The sequence below is a fragment of the Microbacterium sp. GCS4 genome (assembly GCF_001262495.1).
In the GTDB taxonomy this organism is placed as follows: domain Bacteria; phylum Actinomycetota; class Actinomycetes; order Actinomycetales; family Microbacteriaceae; genus Microbacterium.
The window spans coordinates 146123-164485 of sequence record NZ_LGYE01000002.1; the positions used below are offsets into that span (position 1 = coordinate 146123).

General features: G+C 70.2%; 19 protein-coding genes and 1 riboswitch. Of the genes, 11 read left to right on the plus strand and 8 right to left on the minus strand.

The genetic code is table 11. The features are described 5' to 3' along the window. Positions 1 to 56: 56 nt before the first annotated feature. A riboswitch (TPP riboswitch) is annotated at positions 57 to 166 on the plus strand. From AKH00_RS07915 to AKH00_RS07935, 5 genes are all read left to right on the plus strand, one after another. Next, positions 160 to 816: an ECF transporter S component gene (locus AKH00_RS07915; RefSeq protein WP_050722201.1), complete on the plus strand. Its 657-nt coding sequence runs from the start codon at positions 160 to 162 to the stop codon at positions 814 to 816. (Overlaps the previous riboswitch by 7 nt.) After that, positions 813 to 2273 carry an ABC transporter ATP-binding protein gene (locus tag AKH00_RS07920; RefSeq protein ID WP_235556724.1) on the plus strand — a complete coding sequence of 487 codons (1461 nt, stop codon included), beginning with the start codon at positions 813 to 815 and terminating at the stop codon, positions 2271 to 2273. Before AKH00_RS07915 ends, AKH00_RS07920 begins: the two co-directional genes overlap by 4 nt. Then, the gene (locus AKH00_RS07925) at positions 2270 to 3067 is read left to right on the plus strand and encodes an energy-coupling factor transporter transmembrane component T family protein (protein ID WP_050722202.1); all 798 of its coding nucleotides are present in this window, start codon (positions 2270 to 2272) and stop codon (positions 3065 to 3067) included. Before AKH00_RS07920 ends, AKH00_RS07925 begins: the two co-directional genes overlap by 4 nt. 164 nt (positions 3068 to 3231) lie before the next feature. Beyond that, positions 3232 to 4302: a TerC family protein gene (locus AKH00_RS07930; RefSeq protein WP_200903822.1), complete on the plus strand. Its 1071-nt coding sequence runs from the start codon at positions 3232 to 3234 to the stop codon at positions 4300 to 4302. Between the two features lie 91 nt (positions 4303 to 4393). Continuing rightward, on the plus strand, positions 4394 to 5695 hold the full coding sequence (locus AKH00_RS07935; protein ID WP_050722203.1) for a hemolysin family protein: 1302 nt from the start codon (positions 4394 to 4396) through the stop codon (positions 5693 to 5695). 130 nt (positions 5696 to 5825) lie between these two features. Here AKH00_RS07935 and AKH00_RS07940 read toward each other — a convergent pair whose 3' ends face one another. Further along, positions 5826 to 6551 carry an aminoglycoside 3'-phosphotransferase gene (locus AKH00_RS07940; protein WP_050722204.1) on the minus strand — a complete coding sequence of 242 codons (726 nt, stop codon included), beginning with the start codon at positions 6549 to 6551 and terminating at the stop codon, positions 5826 to 5828. A 149-nt stretch (positions 6552 to 6700) separates the two neighbouring features. Here AKH00_RS07940 and AKH00_RS07945 point away from each other — a divergent pair, with 149 nt between their 5' ends. Both AKH00_RS07945 and AKH00_RS07950 read left to right on the plus strand, forming a co-directional pair. Next, on the plus strand, positions 6701 to 7462 hold the full coding sequence (locus tag AKH00_RS07945; RefSeq protein WP_050722205.1) for an SDR family NAD(P)-dependent oxidoreductase: 762 nt from the start codon (positions 6701 to 6703) through the stop codon (positions 7460 to 7462). 29 nt (positions 7463 to 7491) lie between these two features. After that, complete coding sequence (locus AKH00_RS07950; RefSeq protein ID WP_050722206.1) at positions 7492 to 8322, plus strand: SDR family oxidoreductase; 831 nt, start codon at positions 7492 to 7494, stop codon at positions 8320 to 8322. Between the two features lie 25 nt (positions 8323 to 8347). On the opposite strand, the gene AKH00_RS07955 is transcribed toward AKH00_RS07950, so the two are convergent. From AKH00_RS07955 to AKH00_RS18250, 4 genes are read right to left on the minus strand one after another with little or no spacing between them, the layout of a single operon-like run. Then, positions 8348 to 9097, minus strand: coding sequence for a sulfite exporter TauE/SafE family protein (locus AKH00_RS07955; protein WP_050722207.1), 750 nt, complete (start codon positions 9095 to 9097; stop codon positions 8348 to 8350). A 7-nt stretch (positions 9098 to 9104) separates the two neighbouring features. Then, positions 9105 to 9800, minus strand: a complete 696-nt coding sequence (locus tag AKH00_RS07960; protein ID WP_050722208.1) for an ankyrin repeat domain-containing protein — start codon at positions 9798 to 9800, stop codon at positions 9105 to 9107. A gap of 41 nt (positions 9801 to 9841) precedes the next feature. Further along, complete coding sequence (locus tag AKH00_RS07965) at positions 9842 to 10480, minus strand: bifunctional 4-hydroxy-2-oxoglutarate aldolase/2-dehydro-3-deoxy-phosphogluconate aldolase (RefSeq protein WP_082297504.1); 639 nt, start codon at positions 10478 to 10480, stop codon at positions 9842 to 9844. Between the two features lie 49 nt (positions 10481 to 10529). Next, complete coding sequence (locus AKH00_RS18250; RefSeq protein WP_050722210.1) at positions 10530 to 11006, minus strand: ribosomal protein L7/L12; 477 nt, start codon at positions 11004 to 11006, stop codon at positions 10530 to 10532. Positions 11007 to 11079: 73 nt separating this feature from the next. On the opposite strand from AKH00_RS18250, the gene rlmN reads away from it, so the two are divergent. Continuing rightward, positions 11080 to 12369 carry a 23S rRNA (adenine(2503)-C(2))-methyltransferase RlmN gene (gene rlmN / locus AKH00_RS07975; RefSeq protein ID WP_235556725.1) on the plus strand — a complete coding sequence of 430 codons (1290 nt, stop codon included), beginning with the start codon at positions 11080 to 11082 and terminating at the stop codon, positions 12367 to 12369. Here the strand turns inward: rlmN and AKH00_RS07980 are convergent. After that, positions 12318 to 12956: an NAD(P)H-dependent oxidoreductase gene (locus AKH00_RS07980; RefSeq protein ID WP_050722211.1), complete on the minus strand. Its 639-nt coding sequence runs from the start codon at positions 12954 to 12956 to the stop codon at positions 12318 to 12320. The two genes, rlmN and AKH00_RS07980, sit on opposite strands and share 52 nt — an antisense overlap. Before the next feature lie 64 nt (positions 12957 to 13020). On the opposite strand from AKH00_RS07980, the gene AKH00_RS07985 reads away from it, so the two are divergent. The 3 genes from AKH00_RS07985 (at position 13021) to AKH00_RS07995 (ending at position 16376) form a co-directional block, all read left to right on the plus strand. Continuing rightward, positions 13021 to 13590, plus strand: coding sequence for a TetR/AcrR family transcriptional regulator (locus AKH00_RS07985; RefSeq protein ID WP_050722889.1), 570 nt, complete (start codon positions 13021 to 13023; stop codon positions 13588 to 13590). 74 nt (positions 13591 to 13664) lie between these two features. Beyond that, the gene (locus AKH00_RS07990; protein WP_050722212.1) at positions 13665 to 15281 is read left to right on the plus strand and encodes a DUF4407 domain-containing protein; all 1617 of its coding nucleotides are present in this window, start codon (positions 13665 to 13667) and stop codon (positions 15279 to 15281) included. An 81-nt stretch (positions 15282 to 15362) separates the two neighbouring features. Beyond that, positions 15363 to 16376, plus strand: a complete 1014-nt coding sequence (locus tag AKH00_RS07995) for an aldo/keto reductase family protein (protein WP_050722213.1) — start codon at positions 15363 to 15365, stop codon at positions 16374 to 16376. A gap of 110 nt (positions 16377 to 16486) precedes the next feature. On the opposite strand, the gene AKH00_RS08000 is transcribed toward AKH00_RS07995, so the two are convergent. Both AKH00_RS08000 and AKH00_RS08005 read right to left on the minus strand, forming a co-directional pair. Next, positions 16487 to 17401 (minus strand): carbohydrate ABC transporter permease, encoded by a 915-nt coding sequence (locus AKH00_RS08000; protein ID WP_200903823.1) that lies wholly within the window; start codon positions 17399 to 17401, stop codon positions 16487 to 16489. Then, positions 17398 to 18363 (minus strand): carbohydrate ABC transporter permease, encoded by a 966-nt coding sequence (locus AKH00_RS08005; protein WP_050722214.1) that lies wholly within the window; start codon positions 18361 to 18363, stop codon positions 17398 to 17400. The genes AKH00_RS08000 and AKH00_RS08005 overlap by 4 nt, the downstream gene beginning before the upstream one ends.

The window sequence follows — 18363 nt, forward strand, 5'->3', positions numbered from 1 at the left end:
GGAATCCCGGCGCTGCAGGCAGACGAGACAGGAGTGTCGAACCCGGCTAGGATCGACAGCACAACCACGGGAGTCCGGCGAGCCGGGCTGAGAGGGAGCGAATCGCGCTTCGACCGTCGAACCTGATCTGGGTCATGCCAGCGCAGGGAGGAGCATTCAATGAGCACATCCACGTCCGGATCCACCACGGAATCCGCCGCCGTCAGCGCGTCCGCGAAGGGCCTCGGCCGTCCCGAGCTCTGGCGCTGGCGGGTCGTCGACATCGTCGTCGCCAGCGTCATCGCCGTCGCGTGCGCCCTGATCTTCCTGCTCTGGAACGTCGGATACGAGGTGCCGAGCAGCATCCTCAAGCCGCTCCTGCCGGGTGTGCAGGGCCTGCTCGCCGGACCGTGGCTCATCGCCGGCGTCCTCGGCGCTCTCATCATCCGCAAGCCGGGCGCCGCGCTGTACACCGAGCTCGTGGCCGCGATCATCTCCGCGCTCGTCGGCAACGCCTGGGGTCCGCTCACGATCGTGTCGGGTCTCGTGCAGGGCCTCGGCGCCGAGCTGATCTTCCTCGTCTTCCTGTACGGCGTGTGGCGTCTGCCCGTGGCCATGCTCGCGGGCGCGGGCGCGGGGCTCGCGTGCGGAATCAACGACCGCATCCTCTGGTACGCGGGCGCCGACACGCTCTTCACCACGGTCTACATCGTGTCGACGACGATCTCGGGGGCGATCATCGCCGGCCTCGGAGCCTGGCTCATCGCCCGAGGTCTCGCCGCGACCGGAGCGCTCAGCCGGTTCGCCGCCGGGCGTGAGGTCACCGCACGCGTGTGACCGCGCCGGGGACTCCGGCCGCCCTCGAAGCCCGCGGCTGGGGGTGGCGGTACGCGACGCGTCGCCGCTGGGCCGTGCGCGACATCGAGCTGCGCATCGAGCCGGGGGAGCGCGTGCTGCTGCTCGGCGCCTCCGGCTCGGGCAAGTCGACCCTGCTGCAGGGCTTCGGCGGCGTGCTCGGCGGTGCTGACGAGGGGGAGACCCTCGGGGCGCTGCTCGTCGACGGACGCGCGCCGACCGAGGCGCGAGGCCGCGTCGGCATGGTCCTGCAGGATCCGGACACCCAGACGATCCTCGCGCGGGTCGGTGACGACGTCGCGTTCGGCTGCGAGAACCTGGGCGTCCCGCGCGAGGAGATCTGGCCGCGGGTCCGGGAGGCGTTGGATGCCGTCGAGCTCGACGTCGACCTCGAGCGGTCGACCGCCGCGCTGTCGGGCGGGCAGAAGCAGCGCCTCGCCCTGGCCGGCGTGCTCGCGATGCGACCCGGAGCGATCCTGCTCGACGAGCCGACCGCGAACCTCGATCCCGAGGGCGTCGGGGACGTGCGGGATGCCGTCGCGTCGGCGCTCGATGCCACGGGAGCGACACTCGTCGTGATCGAGCACCGCATCGACGTGTGGCTGCCGCTCGTGACCCGCGTGATCGTCCTCGGCGCGGAAGCCGCGGGGACGGTCGTGCTCGCCGACGGCTCCCCGGACGAGGTTCTCGGGGCGCGCGGCGCCGAGCTCGCGGCATCCGGTGTCTGGGTGCCCGGTCATCCGCCGCGCGTGCCGGCATTGCCGTCGTCCCTGCCGGGCGAGACGCTGCTCGAGGCCCGCGGACTCGAGGTCGCACGCCGACGCGGACTCGCCGTCGCCGGCCCGTTCGACCTCGACGTGCGTGCGGGCGAGGCGCTCGGCGTGACCGGACCGAACGGCGCGGGCAAATCGACGCTGGGACTCACGCTCGCGGGTCTCCTCGCGGCCGAGCGCGGCCGAGTCGAGGCGCAGCCCGTGCTCGCGGACGGAGCCGGACCCGATCCGATGCGCTGGAGCTCACGCGCCCTGCTCACGCGCATCGCCACCGTGCTGCAGACGCCCGAGCATCAGCTGCTCGCGAAGACCGTGCGCGAGGAGCTCGCGGTGGGGCCCCGGGCCCTGCGACTGCCCGACGCGGAGGTCGCCGCGCGCACGGACGACCTGCTCGACCGGCTGCGGCTCCGCGCTCTCGCCGATGCGAACCCCTACACGCTCTCCGGAGGCGAGAAACGGCGGCTCACGGTCGCTGCGGCACTCGCCACACGTCCGCGGATGCTCGTGCTCGACGAACCGACGTTCGGACAGGATGCCGCGACCTGGGCGGAACTCGTGGGCCTCATCGCCCGGCTGCGCGACGAGGGCACCGCCGTCGTCGTGATCAGTCACGACGAGGCCGTGCTGTCGGCGCTGCACGCACGACGGATCGAGGTCGGGCGATGATCGACCCTCTCACGGCGCGGATCGAGCGCCCCGGCCCCATCGCCCCGCGCTCGGCGCTGGCGAAGCTCGCGGCGGCGCTGCTGATCGCGCTGCCGCTCGTGCTCACGATCGATGTCGTCTCCGCCGCCGTGGCGCTGCTGCTGGAGATCCCGCTGCTCGTGCTCGCGGGTCTTCGCGCCCGGGAGTTCTGGACCCGCACGGCCGTGCTGTGGATCGCCGCGCCCCTCGGGGCGGTCACGATCGCGCTCTACGGCGCGACGAGCGGCACGATCCACTTCGAGTGGCTGGTCATGCGGGTGAGCGACGGCTCTCTGGCGCTCGCTGCGGCGACGGCGGTGCGCGTGCTCGCGATCGGTCTGCCCGCCGTGGTGCTGTTCGTCACCGTCGACCCGACCGATCTGGCGGACGACCTCGCGCAGCGGCTGCGCCTCCCGGCGCGCTTCGTGGTCGGGGCGCTCGCGGGGATGCGGATGCTCGGCCTGCTCGTCGACGACTGGCGCGCGCTGTCCCTGGCCCGACGGGCGCGCGGCGTCGCGGACGAAGGCCGTGTGCGGCGGGCGTTCGGCATGGCGTTCGCGCTGTTCGTGCTGGCGATCCGACGCGGCTCGTCCCTCGCGACCGCGATGGAGGCCCGAGGGTTCGGCGGCCCCGGCATCCGCTCGTGGGCCCGGGAGTCGCGCTGGGACCGGCGGGATACAGCTCTCGTGCTCGTCGCAGCCGTGATCCCCGTCACGGCGCTCACCGTCGCCGTGCTCTCGGGATCGTGGAACTTCATCCTCGGACCCACTGCCTGAGCCGCCCCGACCGCCTGGTATCATCGAGGTAACCCAAGGGGAGTACTCCGCCACGGGCGGCTCGTCATTACGGATGTCTCTGCATCCCGGGTCCCCGGTCCTCGTCCACGAGGATGGAGAAGACCTTGGCGTCGACATCGTCACGCCCTCGTCTGGAGAACCCTGTGGAAATCACCCCCCTCGTGTGGATCATCACGCTCCTCGTCACCATCGCCTTCTTCGTGTACGAGTTCTTCGCGCACGTCCGCACCCCGCATGAACCCACCGTGGGCGAGTCCGCCCGCTGGTCGGCGTTCTACATCGGCCTCGCGCTGCTGTTCGGAGTCGGCATCGGCGTCGTCTCCGGATGGAAGTTCGGCGGCGAGTACTTCGCCGGATACCTCACCGAGAAGGCGCTGTCGATCGACAACCTCTTCGTGTTCCTCATCGTGATGACCGGCTTCGCGGTGCCGAAGATCTACCAGCAGAAGGTGCTGATGATCGGCATCGTGATCGCGCTCGTCATGCGCGGCGCGTTCATCGCGGTCGGCGCGGCGCTGATCGAGAACTTCTCCTGGATCTTCTACCTGTTCGGCGCCCTGCTGCTCGTCCTCGCCTACCGTCAGGCGTTCTCCGACGGCGACCACAACCCCGCCGACGGCCGGTTCATGCGCTTCGTCCGCCGCATCCTCCCGGTGAGCGACCAGTACGCGGGCGACCGCCTCACCGTCAAGAAGGACGGCCGCCGCTTCGTCACCCCGATGTTCCTCGTGATCATCGCGATCGGCTTCGTCGACCTGATCTTCGCGGTCGACTCGATCCCCGCGATCTACGGGCTCACGGAGGAGGCGTACATCGTCTTCACGGCCAACGCGTTCGCGCTCATGGGCCTCCGCCAGCTGTACTTCCTCATCGGCGGACTGCTGCAGAAGCTCGTCTACCTCGCGCAGGGTCTCGCCGTGATCCTCGCCTTCATCGGCGTCAAGCTGGTGCTGCACGCCATGCACGTCAACGAGCTGCCGTTCATCAACGGCGGCGAGCCGATGCTGTGGGCCCCCGAGATCCCGATCTGGTTCTCGCTCGTGTTCATCGGGCTGACGATCGCTGTCGCGACCGTCGCGAGCCTCATGAAGTCCCGCGCCGACGAGCGGCGCGCGGCCCAGGAGCCGGCTGCTCACACCACGGCCACGCCGACCGATGGCACCCTCCCGACCGACCCTGCCCTCACGACCGACACAGACAAGGATCACTCGTGAACCAGTCGCGCCGCTCCGACGCGTCCGCAGACCCTGACAGACCCGGCGCCCGACCGACCTCGGGCACCCCCGCACCGCAGGAGCCGGTCCGATGACCGCCGACCTGCTGTGGAACATCGCGCTGGTCCTCGTGTTCGTGCTGGTCGGCGGCGTTTTCGCCGCGACCGAGATGGCGCTCGTGACGTTGCGCGAAAGCCAGATCAACGCGATCGCGGCACGCGGTCGCCGGGGAGCGAAGGTCGCGGGCCTCGCCCGCAACCCGAACACGTTTCTGTCGGCCGTGCAGATCGGCGTGACCGTGGCCGGGTTCGCGTCGGCCGCGTACGGCGCCACCTCGATCGCGCCGTCGGTCGCTCCGCTGCTCCAGTCGTGGGGTCTCGACGAGCAGCTGTCCTTCACGCTCGCGACGGTCATCCTCACCCTGCTGATCGCGTACCTCTCGCTCGTGCTCGGCGAGCTCGTGCCCAAGCGCCTCGCGATCCAGCGCAACGCGCAGTTCGCCTATGCGGTCGCCCCTGTGCTGGATGGCTTCGCGACCGTCATGCGGCCCGTCATCTGGTTGCTGTCGGTCTCGACCAATGCGCTCGTGCGCCTGCTCGGCGGTGATCCGCACAAGACGGCCGACGAGCTGAGCGAGGAGGAGCTGCGTGACATCGTCGCGACGCATCAGAGCCTGCCCGACGACGAGCGCCGCATCCTCGACGACGTGCTGTCGCTCCGCGATCGCCAGGTCAGCGAGGTCATGCGCCCGCGCCCGGAGGTCGTCGCGCTCGACGCCGCCGCACCCCTGGCGGAGGCGATCGTGCAGGTCACCGAGCTGCCGTTCTCGCGCTACCCCGTGGTCGACACCTCGATCGACGACATCGTCGGCTTCGTGCACGTGCGCGACCTGTTCGAGGCGGCATCGGTCGACGCGTCCCGCACGGTCGAGACGCTCACCCGGCCCGTCGAGTATCTGCCGTCGACGGCGCGCGTGCTGCCCACGCTGACCCGCATGCGGGCGGCGGGCCACCAGATCGCGGTCGTGGTCGACGAGTACGGCGGCACCGACGGCATCGTGACGCTCGAGGACCTCGTGGAGGAGGTCGTCGGCGAGATCTTCGACGAGTACGACCCGGAGGAGCGGATGCCGGCGGCCGGCGGCCCGCTCGACGGGCGCCTCAACCTGCAGGACTTCGCCGAGATCACGGGAATCGTCCTGCCTCGCGGAGCGTCCGACACCGTCGCCGGCTTCGTCACGGAGATGCTCGGCCGCCTCGCCGTCGTGGGCGACTCCGTCGAGGTGCCCGGCGCGACGATCCACGTCACCGGGATCGACCGCCGTCGGATCTCGGAGATCCGGGTCGCGGTGCACGAGAACGACGCGGATGCCGGAGGAGAGGCGACCGCGTAGGTGCACGCCCGGCACATCGCCGACGGGCGGAACGAGGCGCCCGAGCATCCGCTGGCCGCGTCGATCGCCGTCATGGAGACGCTGGACGCCGCCCGCGCCGCCCTCGGCTACGCCTTCTGAGCTGCGCCGGTCACGTCGCGTTCCAGAGACGGCGGTAGTAATCGAGGCGCACGGGGTCGGGCTCGACGCCGTAGGCCGCGATGAGCGCATCCTCCCAGCCGGGACCGTAGTTCCACTCGGTGCTCATCGACGCGACGGCGATGTCGGCCCAGCGGTCGGCGACGCCGAGGGCCGCGAGGTCGACGTGTGCGAGCGGGCGGCCGTCGTCGTCGAGCAGGGTGTTCGGCACGCACGCGTCGCCGTGGCACACGACCAGGCGGTCCACAGGAGGGGGAGTGCGCAGCTCGGCCGGCACCTGGATGCCGCGGTCGGTGGCGTTCGCGATGCGGGTCGCCGGATCCCACAGCCACGGGCACTCCGCGACGGGAAGAGAGTCGTGCAGACTTCTGAGGGCCATGCCGACGGCGCGCACCGCTGTCGCGGGGTCGGCGATCCACCGCGGATCCACCGCGCTGCGCCCCGGCAGCGCCGCCGTCACGAGCCACTCCTGCACGGCATCCTCGCCCTGCTCGAGGACCTCGGGCACCGGCGTCCAGCGGCCCGCCCACCGCATCCGCTCGGCCTCGTCCCGCATCGTCGCCTCGGGGTCGCGCGGCCCCCACTTGATGTAGCGTCCGTCGTCGGTGCGGAACGTCAGCCCTCCGATGCCGTTGCGCCAGACCGGGGTGAGCCGTGCGCCGGCGGCGAGGGCGTGCACGATCGCGGGGACGTCGACGTCGCCTGCCGGGATGCTCATGCCTCCATCCTGCCCGGGAGTTCGCTCGCGCGCGCGGTGCGCCCGTGTCCTAGGCTCGGACCGATCACCCGACGCGACCCCCTCGCTCGGGATGGAACCGGGAATCAGTTAGGCTGAAACCCAGTCGCACACGTTCGAAGGAGAACCGCATGCAGATCCAGGGTTCGAGCGCTCTCATCACGGGAGGTGCCTCCGGGCTGGGACTCGCGACCGCCCGAGCGCTCACCGCCGCCGGAGCCGTCGTCACGATCCTCGACCTCCCCTCCTCCGCCGGGGCCGAACTCGCACGGGAACTCGGTGGCGCATTCGCACCCGGCGACGTCACGAGTCCCGAGGACGCGGCGGCAGCCGTCTCCGCAGCCCAGGCGACAGCCCCGCTGCGGATCGTCGTGAACTGCGCGGGCATAGCCCCGCCCGCCAAGGTCCTCGACCGCGAGGGCACCCCCGCGGTGCTCGCCGACTTCGAACGCATCGTGCGTATCAACCTCGTCGGCACGTTCAACGTCCTGTCGCAGGCTGCGGCCATCATCGCGAAGAACGACGTCGCCGAGGGCGGCACCCGTGGCGTCGTCGTGAACACCGCGAGCGTCGCCGCGTTCGACGGGCAGATCGGACAGCCCGCCTACTCCGCGTCGAAGGGCGGAGTGCACGCCATGACGTTGCCCGTGGCCCGGGAGCTCGCCCGCCACGGCATCCGCGTCTGCACGATCGCGCCCGGCATCATGGAGACGCCCATGCTCATGGGGCTGCCGCAGGAGGCGCAGGACTCGCTCGGCACGCAGGTGCCGTTCCCCTCGCGGCTCGGCCGCCCCGCGGAGTACGCCTCGCTCGTGCAGCAGATCGTCGAGAACGACTACCTCAACGGCGAGACGATCCGCCTCGACGGCGCGATCCGCATGGCGCCGAAGTGACCTCCGATCCCGCAACCTCAGGAGAACCCATGTCCCTCGCCGGAAAGACCATCCTCATGTCGGGCGGCAGCCGCGGAATCGGCCTCGCGATCGCCCTGCGCGCCGCCGCCGACGGTGCGAACATCGCCATGCTCGCGAAGACCGACACCCCGCATCCGAAGCTCGAGGGCACGATCCACACGGCCGCCGAGCAGATCCGCGCGGCCGGCGGCCAGGCGCTGCCGATCGTGGGCGACGTGCGCGACGACGACGACATCACCGAGGCGGTGCTCAAGACGCAGGGCGAATTCGGCGGCATCGACATCGTCATCAACAACGCCAGCGTCATCGACCTGTCGCGCTCGCTCGACCTCGGCGCCAAGAAGTACGACCTCATGCAGGACGTCAACGTGCGCGGCACGTTCATGCTGTCGCGTGCGGCCGTGCCGATCCTCAAGGATGCCGAGAACCCGCACATCCTGTCGCTCTCCCCGCCCCTCAACCCGACGCCGAAATGGCTCGGCGCGCACACCGGGTACACGCTCGCGAAGTTCGGCATGACGATGGTCACGCTCGGTCTCGCGGCGGAGTTCGCGCGCGACGGCATCGCCGCGAACACGCTGTGGCCGCGCACGACCATCGCGACCGCCGCGGTGCAGAACCTCCTCGGCGGCGACAAGGTCATGGCCGCGAGCCGCACGGCCGGCATCTACGCGGATGCGGCGTACGCCGTGCTCACGAAGCCCGCGGCGGGCTACACGGGGCAGACGCTCATCGTGGAGGACGTGCTCGAGGCCGATGGCGTCACCGACTTCTCGGGCTACGCCGCCATCCCCGGAACCCCCGACGACCGCCTGTTCCCCGACATCTTCCTCGACTGAAGGCCCGGAGGGGAGAGAGACCGCGTCAGAACAGCAGGTAGATCGCGCCGGCGATCGTGAGGACGATCACGATCCGGTCGAACAGCCGCTGGTCCAGGCGTTTCGCGACGGCGATGCCGACCAGCGCGCCGATCACGACGAGCGGCGCGAGCACGGCGTCCATGAGCAGCACGGGGCCGTGGAAGAGGCCCAGGCCCGCGAGGAACGGCACCTTCACGAGGTTGATGATCGCGAAGAACCACGCCGATGTGCCGAGGAAGACCTGCACGGGGGTGCGCGTCGCGAGGAAGTACATCGACATGACCGGGCCGCCCGCGTTCGCGACCATGGTCGTGAAGCCTCCGAGCGTTCCGTAGGTGCCCGCGAGCAGGATGCCGCCGCGCGGCGTGTCCACCGCATCCGACCGGCTCTGCCGCCATCGGCGCCACAGGGTCACGGCGATCATGAGCAGCAGGATGACGCCGATCGCGCGGCGCACGATGCCGTCACCGGCGATCGCGAGGAACGCGAAGCCGACCACGAGCCCCGCGACCACCGCCGGGGCGAGGCGCAGCAGCGTCGGCCAGTGCGCATGACGGCGATAGGCGAGCAGTGCGAACACGTCGCCGACCATGAGCAGCAGGAGCATCGCGGCGGTCGACGTGCGGGCAGGTAGCACCGCGGCGAACAGCGCGATCGCGAGGATGTTGCCGCCCGGCAGCGCGGTCTTCGAGATGCCGATCGTGACGGCGGCGACGCCGAGTGCGGCCCACGCCCAGGGTTCGAGTTCGATCACAGGGCGCTCAGCCCGCCAGCAGGGCGGCGATCGCGTCGTAGCCGCGCGCCGTCGCGAGGTCGTGGGGGAGCACGCCGTCGCCGTCGCGGATGGTGACGTCGGCACCGCCCGCGAGCAGTGCCCGCACGACCTCGACATAGGTCTGCGAGCCGTCGCCGAGCACGATCGCCTCGTGCAGCGCTGTCCAGTGCAGGTTGTTCACGTGGTTCGGGTCGACGCCGGCGTCGAGCAGGATTCGGATAGTCGACAGGAGCCCCCGCTCGGATGCCGGGATCAGCGCCGTACCGCCGTAGCGGTTCGTGCTCGCGAGGTCGGCGCCGTGGTCGAGCGTCAGTCGCAGGATCTCGTCGTGGCCGCGGGCTCCCGCGTAGAGGTACGCCGAGTCCTGGATGTCGTCCTTCGCGTTCACGTCGGCGCCGGCGTCGATCAGCGTCCGTGCCGCGCCGACATGGTTCGCCTTGGTCGCGGCGACGAGCGCGGTCATGCCGCCCTCGCCGCGGGCCTCGAGGTCTGCTCCCGCGTCGAGCGCCGCGCGCACGGCGTCCGCGTCTCCGTCGGTCGCGGCGGCGAGCAGGTCACGGGTGGCATCGGACACGGCGGACTCCTCAGGGGCGGGTGGGGCGGATGCCGGAGCGCACGCCGACAGCCCGAGAGCGACGACGGTCGCGAGAGCGCCCCACAGCAGCATCCGGGCGGTTCTCATGGTTCCGGTCTACCACGGTGCGGGAAGCGGGGCGGTCGCGATCAGCTCCGCGCGGCGGCGAGCGCGGCGGCGAAGCGCGCAGCGCGCTGCTCGAGGTCGGCCCAGTCGGAGCCCGCGATGGAGGCGCCGTTCGCGAGGTCGCCGCCCGCGCCGACTGCGACGGCTCCCGCGCGGAACCAGTCGGCGAGGTTGTCCGGCGTGACGCCGCCGGTGGGCATGAGCGGAGCGTCGGGGAACGGTCCGCGCAGCGCGCCGAGGTACGAGGGGCCGCCGAGGGAGGCGGGGAAGATCTTCACGACGTCGACGCCGAGCTCGAGCGCTCCCATGACCTCGGTCGGCGTCATCGCGCCGGTCATCACGACGCGACCGGTGTCGAGCATGGCGCGGGTGAGGGCGGGAAGGGTTCCGGGGCTCACGAGGAACTCGGCACCGGCATCCGCTGCGGCGGTCGCCTGCTCGACCGTGGTGACGGTGCCGGCTCCGACATACGCGGCGTCGCCGTGGCGGGCGATGAGCTCGCGGATCACGGCGGGGGCGTCGGGTGTCGAGAACGTGACCTCGATGCCGGTCACCCCACCGCGGATGATCGCCTCGGACGCCTCGAGCGCGAGCTCGGGGGAGGGGGCGCGGAGGACGGCGAGGACGCCGGTGGCGCGGGCGCGGTCGAGACGATCGGACATGGGTCTCCTTCGATGGGCTGCGTCCATTCTCCCGGACGCCAACCTGTCATTACAAGTTGTGCGTCGACCAGCCGTCGATCGCTTCCTTGGACTGCTTGAGTCCGAGCCCGGTGTGCTCGCGGTAGACCTTGATCGCCTGGATCTTCTGATCCGCGGCGACGAGACGATCGATCTCGGCGGTGACCTCCGAGGTGAGGGGTGCGGCGTGCGGGGGCGCCGTCGTCGGGCTGGCCGTCCTCGAGTGCCCCGCTCGCATCTCCCAGTGGTCGATCCGGTTCTTCGCCTCCTGCAGACCCACGTGCGTGTGCTCGCGGTACAGCTTGATCGCCGGGATCTTCTGGTCCGCGGCCACGAGGCGGTCGATCTCGGCGATGACCTCGGGGGTGAGGGGTGCGGCGGCCGCCTGGGCCCGGCTCGAGCCCGGGGACGCGGGAACCTGAGGACGCATGGCGCGAAGCGCCCTCGACAGCACGGCCACCACGATCAGCGCGGCGACCACGATTCCGATGATCCAGACGAGGTCCATGGTCGTCAGTCTAGGGAGGCCCCGCGCCCGCCGACCCAGCCGCCTCCCACCCGGCCCCCGGTACCCTGGAGACATGACCGAGAAGCCCCGCACGCGCGAGACGCGCCCCGCGACCGCGTCGTCCCGTCCCGCGGGGACCACGATCCGTGCCACCGGCGGCACGCAGGTGCGTCCGGCGACCGAGGGCTGGACGCAGCAGAAGGATGCCGAGGGGCGGCCGCTCCTGCAGTTCGCGAGCCCCAAGCGCGGCAAGCCACCCGTGCACCTCGCCGACCTCACGCCGGCCGAGCGCGTCGACAAGGTGAAGGAGCTGGGTCTTCCGGGGTTCCGGGCCAAGCAGCTCTCCACGCATTACTTCCGGCACTACACGTCGGACGCCGCCGAGATGACCGACCTCCCCGCCGGCATCCGCGAGGAGCTCGTCGCCGGCATGCTCCCGCCGCTCATGACCGAGGTGCGCCGCCTCGAGACCGACCGCGGCGACACGATCAAGTTCCTGTGGCGTCTGCACGACGGCGCGCTCGTCGAGTCCGTGCTCATGCGCTACCCGGGCCGCATCACGCTGTGCGTGTCGTCGCAGGCAGGGTGCGGCATGAACTGCCCGTTCTGCGCCACGGGCCAGGCCGGGCTCACGCGCAACATGTCGACGGCCGAGATCGTCGAGCAGATCGTGCGCGCCAACCGCCTGATCGCCGACGGCGGGCTGGGCGGCAAGAAGGCCGACGACCACTCCATGGAGCGCGTCTCGAACATCGTCTTCATGGGCATGGGGGAGCCGCTCGCGAACTACAAGCGCGTGATGGATGCCGTGCGCATCATGGTCGCCCCGCAGCCCGACGGCCTCGGGATGAGCGCGCGCGGCATCACGGTGTCGACGGTCGGTCTCGTGCCCGCGATCAAGAAGCTCGCCGACGAGAACATCCCGGTGACCTTCGCGCTGTCGCTGCACGCCCCGGACGACCACCTGCGCGACGAGCTCATCCCGGTGAACTCGCGCTGGAAGGTCGACGAGGCCCTCGACGCCGCCTACGACTACTACGCCAAGACGGGCCGCCGGGTGTCGATCGAGTACGCGCTCATCAAGGACATGAACGACCACGCCTGGCGCGCCGACCTCCTCGCCGAGAAGCTCAACCAGCGGGGACGCGGCTGGGTGCACGTGAACCCGATCCCGTTGAACCCGACGCCGGGCTCGATCTGGACCTCGTCCGAGAAGGACGTGCAGGACGAGTTCGTGCGCCGCCTCAACGACGCCGGCATCCCGACGACCCTCCGCGACACCCGCGGCAAGGAGATCGACGGCGCGTGCGGTCAGCTCGTCGCGACGACCGAGGACGAAGCCGCCGCGGCCGCCCTGGCCTGAGCGGATCTTCTGTCTGCGGCATCCCGGATGCCGTCGCGCCGTCCGAGTTCCTCGACGCGCGCGATCCATGATGCGATGCGTTCCGGACTCGCCGTCTTGACCCCCAGCATCCGGTGCGTCCGGACTGAGCGGATGCCGCAGAGCCGCAGCGTGTTGCGGGCGACCTGCGTCTGCGCGGGCAGGCCGGTGAAGGGCACGGCGTACCAGGGGGTGTCGGCGAGCAGGATCAGCCGACCGCGCCGGGCGGGGAGCAGTCCCTCGGGGATCCCGAGCGTCGAGTAGCGGTACTCCTGCTGCGGCAGCAGCGCGCGGTCGAAGAAGCCCTTGAGGACCGCGGGCACGGAGCCCCACCACAGCGGGGTCATCACGGTCACGGACGAGGCTTCGTGCAGCATCCGCTTGGCGTCGGCGAGGTCGGGCTCCAGGTCCATGCGCTCGCGATAGCCGAACCGCAGTGAGGGGTCGAAGGCGAGGTCGCGCACCGCGAGAACGCGCGCGTCGCCGTGCGCGGCGGCGTAGCGCCGGGCGAGCTCGGCGGTCAGCGAGCGGGCGTCGGGGTGGCCGTCGAGGACGAGGGCGGTGGTCATGGCTGCTCCAATGTTGACACTGTCAATGTGGTGGACACTGTCAACATAAGGAACAATGTTGCTCGTGTCAAGTTCTCGATCCGGATATCACCACGGCGACCTCGCGCACGCCCTCGAGGCCGCGGCGATGCAGCTGCTGGCCGATCGTCCGGCGCAGGAGATCAGCCTGCGCGAGGTGGCCCGCGCCGCCGACGTGAGCCACAACGCGCCGTACCATCACTTCTCCGACCGTCGCGGGCTGCTCAAGGTGCTCGCCGAGCGGAGCATGGCCGACCTCGTCGACGCGGTGCGCCTCGCGATCGGGCGGGCACCCGACGCGACCGCGGCCGCGATCGACGGCGGCGCGGCCTACATCCGCTACGCAGTCGAGAATCCGCATGGCTTCGACGTGATCTACGACCCGACCGTGTGCATCCCCGGCGAGCCGAGTGACACGATGGCTCCCCTCATCGCAGAACTGGAAGGTCAGCTGTCCCGCGCGGCAGCCTCCGCCGGCCTCGGCACCGCGGACGACGTCACGGGGATCTGGGGTCTCGTGCACGGCCTCGGGACGCTCTGCGCCGCGGGGCATTTCCCCCTCGACGCCGCGCTCGCCGGGTACGAGCACACGCTGCGCCGCATGCTCCCCGGCTGAGCCCGCGGGATCTCGCGGCGGAGACACAGGCACCGTCCACGTTTTCCACAGGCGACCTTTCGTAGATTGTCGGGATGCCCTATTCCGCTCACCGTCCCGGACGGTTCGACTCGCAGGGGCGGATCATCGTCGACAGCGACCCGAACGCCGACACGGATGACCTCGAATTCCTGCGCGCCTACGAGCCGAGCGGCGCCGACAGCGCCGACGCGCAGTCGACCGCGCCGATCGACGAGCGCGTGGTGACGACGGATGAGACGGATGCCGCGGCATCCCGTCCCGCCCGTGAGCCGAAGCCGCGTCGTCAGCCGCGCGAGAAGAAGCCGCGCGTCCCCGGATCCCGCCTGCGCACGCTCGCGATCCTCGGCGGTGCGGAGGGCGAGATCCTCGACCGCGTTCCCGGGGAGACCCCGCGGTTCGTGCAGATGTTCTTCGTGCTCGCCGGCACCGCCCTCGTATCGGCGATCTCCATGCTCTTCGCCCTCACCACGGGAGTGCAGGCCGCGATCTGGCTGGCGGTGCCTCTCGCGATCGTGTGGGCGCTGATCATCTTCAACCTCGACCGGTTCCTCACGTCGACCATGACGTCGACCCGCAACGTGTGGCGTCTGATCGGCCTCGCGATCCCGCGTATCGTCATGGCGGCGATCATCGGCTTCGTCGTCGCCGAGCCTCTCGTGCTGCAGATCTTCCACAACGACATCGCCCGCGAGGTCGCCTCGACCAACATCACCCAGGCGCAGTCCGACCAGGACGCACTCGAGACCGGTCCGGAGAAGAAGGCCCTGGATGCGGCATCCGATCGCGTCGCCGAACTCGAGAACCAGGCCGCGACGGGCATCGTCGCCGGCACCGACTCCTCGTCGGCGAGCGAGTCCGCCGCGCAGGCGACCGTCGACGACGTCACCGCCAAGATGACCGCCCAGCAGGCCGTGATCGACCAGGCGCGCGTGCTGTACCAGTGCGAGCTCACCGGCGAGGGCGCGGGGACGGTGCCCGGCTGCACGGGCGTGAACGGCGAGGGCGCGAGCTCGGATGCCGCGAAGGCCCAGCTCGCCGAGGCGCAGCAGACCTACGACGCGCTCGCCGCACAGCTGCGCACCGCGAACGAGGAGCTCGCCGCCGCGGGCACCTCGGCCAAGGAGAACACCACGGCCTCCGAGACCCAGAACCGCGAAGAGGCGAAGTCGCAGCTGCCCGCCGCCCGCGACTCGTACGAGACGGCGCTCGCCGCGTACAACGCCCGCGCCGAGTCGGTCGCCTCCGGCAACGCCGGCGCCATCGGTCTGCTCAGTCAGATCAGCGGGCTGAACCGCCTGAGCGCGAAGGAGCCCACCATCCTGTGGGCGCACATCCTCATCGCGGCGCTGTTCTTCATGATCGAGCTGCTGCCCGTGCTCGTGAAGGTGCTCACCTCCTACGGCGACCCCTCGCTGTACGAGCGTGCCCTGGCGATCCGCAAGCAGGTCGCGCTCGACAAGGTCACGGCCGAGGGCTTCCGCGACCGCGCCGCGATCGTCAATGAGCAGTCGAACGGCATCCAGGCGGAGGCGGATGCCGCGGCGCCGCAGACCCGCGCCGAGCGGCGCGAGGCGGAGAAGGCCGAGGCGGAGGAGCGCGAGCGGGTCGAGCAGCGCGCGCAGGCGCAGACCCTGGAGGATCAGGAGCGGCTGCTGCAGACGCAGGCCTGAGCGTGAATTCGGGATGCTGTCAGCGAGCTTCTCGCGTGAGCGCACGGCCCGCGCCCCGGCATCCGCGAGTAGCGTTGCAGCATGGTCAACTATCGCTACCTCGGTAACAGCGGACTCAAGGTCTCGGAGATCACCTACGGCAACTGGGTCACCCACGCCTCGCAGGTCGGTGACGAAGCCGCCGTGAAGACGGTGCACGCCGCGCTGGATGCCGGAATCACCACGTTCGACACGGCCGACACGTACGCCAACACGGCCGCCGAGGTCGTGCTCGGCAAGGCCCTCGAAGGTCAGCGCCGCGAGAGCCTCGAGATCTTCACGAAGGTCTACTTCCCGACCGGCCCGAAGGGCCCGAACGACACCGGGCTCAGCCGCAAGCACATCATGGAGTCGATCGACGGCTCGCTGACGCGCCTCGGAACGGACCACGTCGACCTGTACCAGGCGCACCGCTTCGACTACGAGACGCCGCTCGAGGAGACGTTCCAGGCGTTCGCCGACGTCGTGCGCCAGGGCAAGGCGCTCTACATCGGCGTCTCCGAGTGGACCGCGGAGCAGCTGCAGGACGGACACGCGCTCGCGCGCCAGCTCGGCATCCAGCTCATCTCCAACCAGCCGCAGTACTCGATGCTGCACCGTGTGATCGAGGGCAAGGTCGTGCCGGCCTCCGAGGAGCTCGGCATCTCGCAGATCGTGTGGTCGCCCATGGCGCAGGGCGTGCTGAGTGGCAAGTACCTGCCGGGTCAGCCGGTTCCCGCGGGATCGCGGGCGACCGATCCGCACAGCGGCTCCGACTTCATCAAGGGCTTCCTGCAGGACGACATCCTCACCGCCGTGCAGAAGCTCAAGCCGATCGCCGAGCAGGCCGGTCTCACGATGCCCCAGCTCGCGATCGCGTGGGTGCTGCAGAACCCCAACGTGGCCGCGGCGCTCGTCGGAGCATCCCGTCCCGAGCAGCTCGCCGACACGGTCAAGGCCTCGGGTGTCACGCTCGACGCCGACACCCTCGCGGCGATCGACGAGGCCCTCGGCGACACGGTGAACCGGGATGCCGAGGCCACGTACTCGGTCTCCCCGAAGTCCCGGCTCGTCTGACCCGGCCTCCTCGCCGAGCCACCCCCGTACGATCGAACCCGCCCCTTGCGTGCAGTACGCAAGGGGCGGGTTCGTCTGAAGAGGGGTGGCTCGGCGCAGGGATGCCGGAGCTACTCCTTCACGGCGCCGGCGGTGAGGCCCTGCACGATCCAGCGGCTCGCGAGCGCGAACATCGCCATGGTCGGCAGGATCGTCAGCACAGCGGCGGCGCTCATCGAGCCCCAGTCGATGTTGAACGTCGAGATGAAGCCGTTCAGCGCCGAGGGGACGGTGCGGTTCTCGTCGGTGTTCATCAGCACGACCGACAGGAACAGCTCGTTCCAGCAGTTCACGAAGTTGAAGATGAACGCCGCGATGATGCCCGGCGTCATCACGGGGACGAGCACGCGGAACAGGGCGCCGAGGCGCGAGCATCCGTCGATCATCGCCGCCTCTTCGAGCGCGTCGGGCACGTTCTCGAAGAACCCGCGCAGCATGACCGTCGAGAACGGGATGCAGATCGCGATGTACACGAGGATCAGGCCGGGCTTCGTGTCGACGAGACCGAGGTCGGTCATCATCGAGTACAGCGGCCCGAGCGCGATGAACGCCGGGATCATCTGCGTGAGCAGGAACGCGATCAGCACCGCGCCCTTGCCCCGGAACTCGAACCGCGCGATCACGTAGGCGCTCAGCAGGGCGATCAGCGTCGCCACGGCGCCGGCGACGATCGCGACGAGCGCCGAGTTGCCGAGGAACGTCGCGAACGCGCTCTGCTGGAACAGCTTCACGTAGTTCTCGAACGACGGCTCGCTGGGCCAGTACTCGATCGGGAACCGGTTGATCGTGCCGGGCGACTTGATCGACGTGAGCGCGATCCAGTACAGCGGGAACAGCGTGATCACGAGCCAGAGGCCGAGGCCGACCACGCGGACGACGCCGCCGGCCGTGACGCGACGACGGCCGCGCGGAGCCTTCGCGGCGTCCGGCACCGTCAGCACCCGCGTCTCGGTCATGGTCGTGCCGGTGGGGGTGGTGATGGTCATCGCTGGGCCCTCCGCATCGCCATCAGGTAGAACGCGCAGAACACGAACAGGAACGCGACGACGATCAGTCCGATCGCGCTCGCGATGCCGTAGTTGCCCTGCTGCGTGTAGTTGATCATCCACGTCGTGATGATGTGCGTCTGGTTCGCGGGTCCGCCGTTCGTCATCGCGTAGATGATGTCGGGGAAGTTGAAGATCCAGATCACGCGCAGCAGGATCGTCAGCAGCAGCGTCACCGAGATGTACGGGATGATGATCGAGAACAGCTGCCGCACCTTGCCGGCGCCGTCGAGGCTCGCCGCCTCGAGCATCTCGTCGGGCACCGACTGGAGAGCCGCGAGGATCATGATCGCGAAGAACGTCACGCCGTACCAGACGTTCGCGACGATGACCGCGAACATCGCCAGCTTCGGGTCGGCCAGCCACGGAAGGGGGGCGTCGATGAGCCCGGCCTTCATGAGCAGGTCGTTGACGACGCCGAACTCCGCGTTGAACATCCAGCGGAACAGCATCCCGATGAGGAAGCCCGAGACCGCCCACGGGAAGAACACCAGCGCCTGGTAGACACCGCGGAACCGGAACCGCTTGCGCAGTGCGAGAGCGATCAGGAACCCGATCACCAGCTGCGGCACGAGGGAGCCCACGACCCAGAGGATCGAGTTCCACGCGACGATCGGGAAGGCCGGGTCCTGGAAGACCGTGACGAAGTTGTCGAAGCCGACCCACGGGGTCGAGGTGAGGTCCCACAGGTTCCAGTCGTGGAACGCCATGCGCGCGCCCTGCAGCATCGGCCAGTACGTGAACCAGGCGACGAACACGATCGCCGGGGCCATGAAGGCCAGCAGGGTCAGCGCGTGACGCCCGCGGAACGGACGCCGACGCGGACCGGGGGAGGAGGCCCCGCCGGCGGCTTCTTTCGAAGCCGTGCCGGCGGAACCCCTCTCACGAAGAGCGGATGACAC

Bases quoted from the DNA above. Each gene is read 5' to 3' on its own strand.
- AKH00_RS18250 (WP_050722210.1), bottom strand. From the start codon at position 11,006: ATGGACCTCGTCTGGATCATCGGAATCGTGGTCGCCGCGCTGATCGTG.
- AKH00_RS08000 (WP_200903823.1), bottom strand. From the start codon at position 17,401: ATGACCATCACCACCCCCACCGGCACGACCATGACCGAGACGCGGGTG.
- AKH00_RS07960 (WP_050722208.1), bottom strand. From the start codon at position 9,800: ATGAGAACCGCCCGGATGCTGCTGTGGGGCGCTCTCGCGACCGTCGTC.
- AKH00_RS07990 (WP_050722212.1), top strand. From the start codon at position 13,665: ATGCCCTATTCCGCTCACCGTCCCGGACGGTTCGACTCGCAGGGGCGG.
- AKH00_RS07925 (WP_050722202.1), top strand. From the start codon at position 2,270: ATGATCGACCCTCTCACGGCGCGGATCGAGCGCCCCGGCCCCATCGCC.
- AKH00_RS07950 (WP_050722206.1), top strand. From the start codon at position 7,492: ATGTCCCTCGCCGGAAAGACCATCCTCATGTCGGGCGGCAGCCGCGGA.
- AKH00_RS07965 (WP_082297504.1), bottom strand. From the start codon at position 10,480: ATGTCCGATCGTCTCGACCGCGCCCGCGCCACCGGCGTCCTCGCCGTC.
- AKH00_RS07915 (WP_050722201.1), top strand. From the start codon at position 160: ATGAGCACATCCACGTCCGGATCCACCACGGAATCCGCCGCCGTCAGC.
- AKH00_RS07980 (WP_050722211.1), bottom strand. From the start codon at position 12,956: ATGACCACCGCCCTCGTCCTCGACGGCCACCCCGACGCCCGCTCGCTG.
- rlmN (WP_235556725.1), top strand. From the start codon at position 11,080: ATGACCGAGAAGCCCCGCACGCGCGAGACGCGCCCCGCGACCGCGTCG.
- AKH00_RS07995 (WP_050722213.1), top strand. From the start codon at position 15,363: ATGGTCAACTATCGCTACCTCGGTAACAGCGGACTCAAGGTCTCGGAG.
- AKH00_RS07945 (WP_050722205.1), top strand. From the start codon at position 6,701: ATGCAGATCCAGGGTTCGAGCGCTCTCATCACGGGAGGTGCCTCCGGG.
- AKH00_RS07935 (WP_050722203.1), top strand. From the start codon at position 4,394: ATGACCGCCGACCTGCTGTGGAACATCGCGCTGGTCCTCGTGTTCGTG.
- AKH00_RS07940 (WP_050722204.1), bottom strand. From the start codon at position 6,551: ATGAGCATCCCGGCAGGCGACGTCGACGTCCCCGCGATCGTGCACGCC.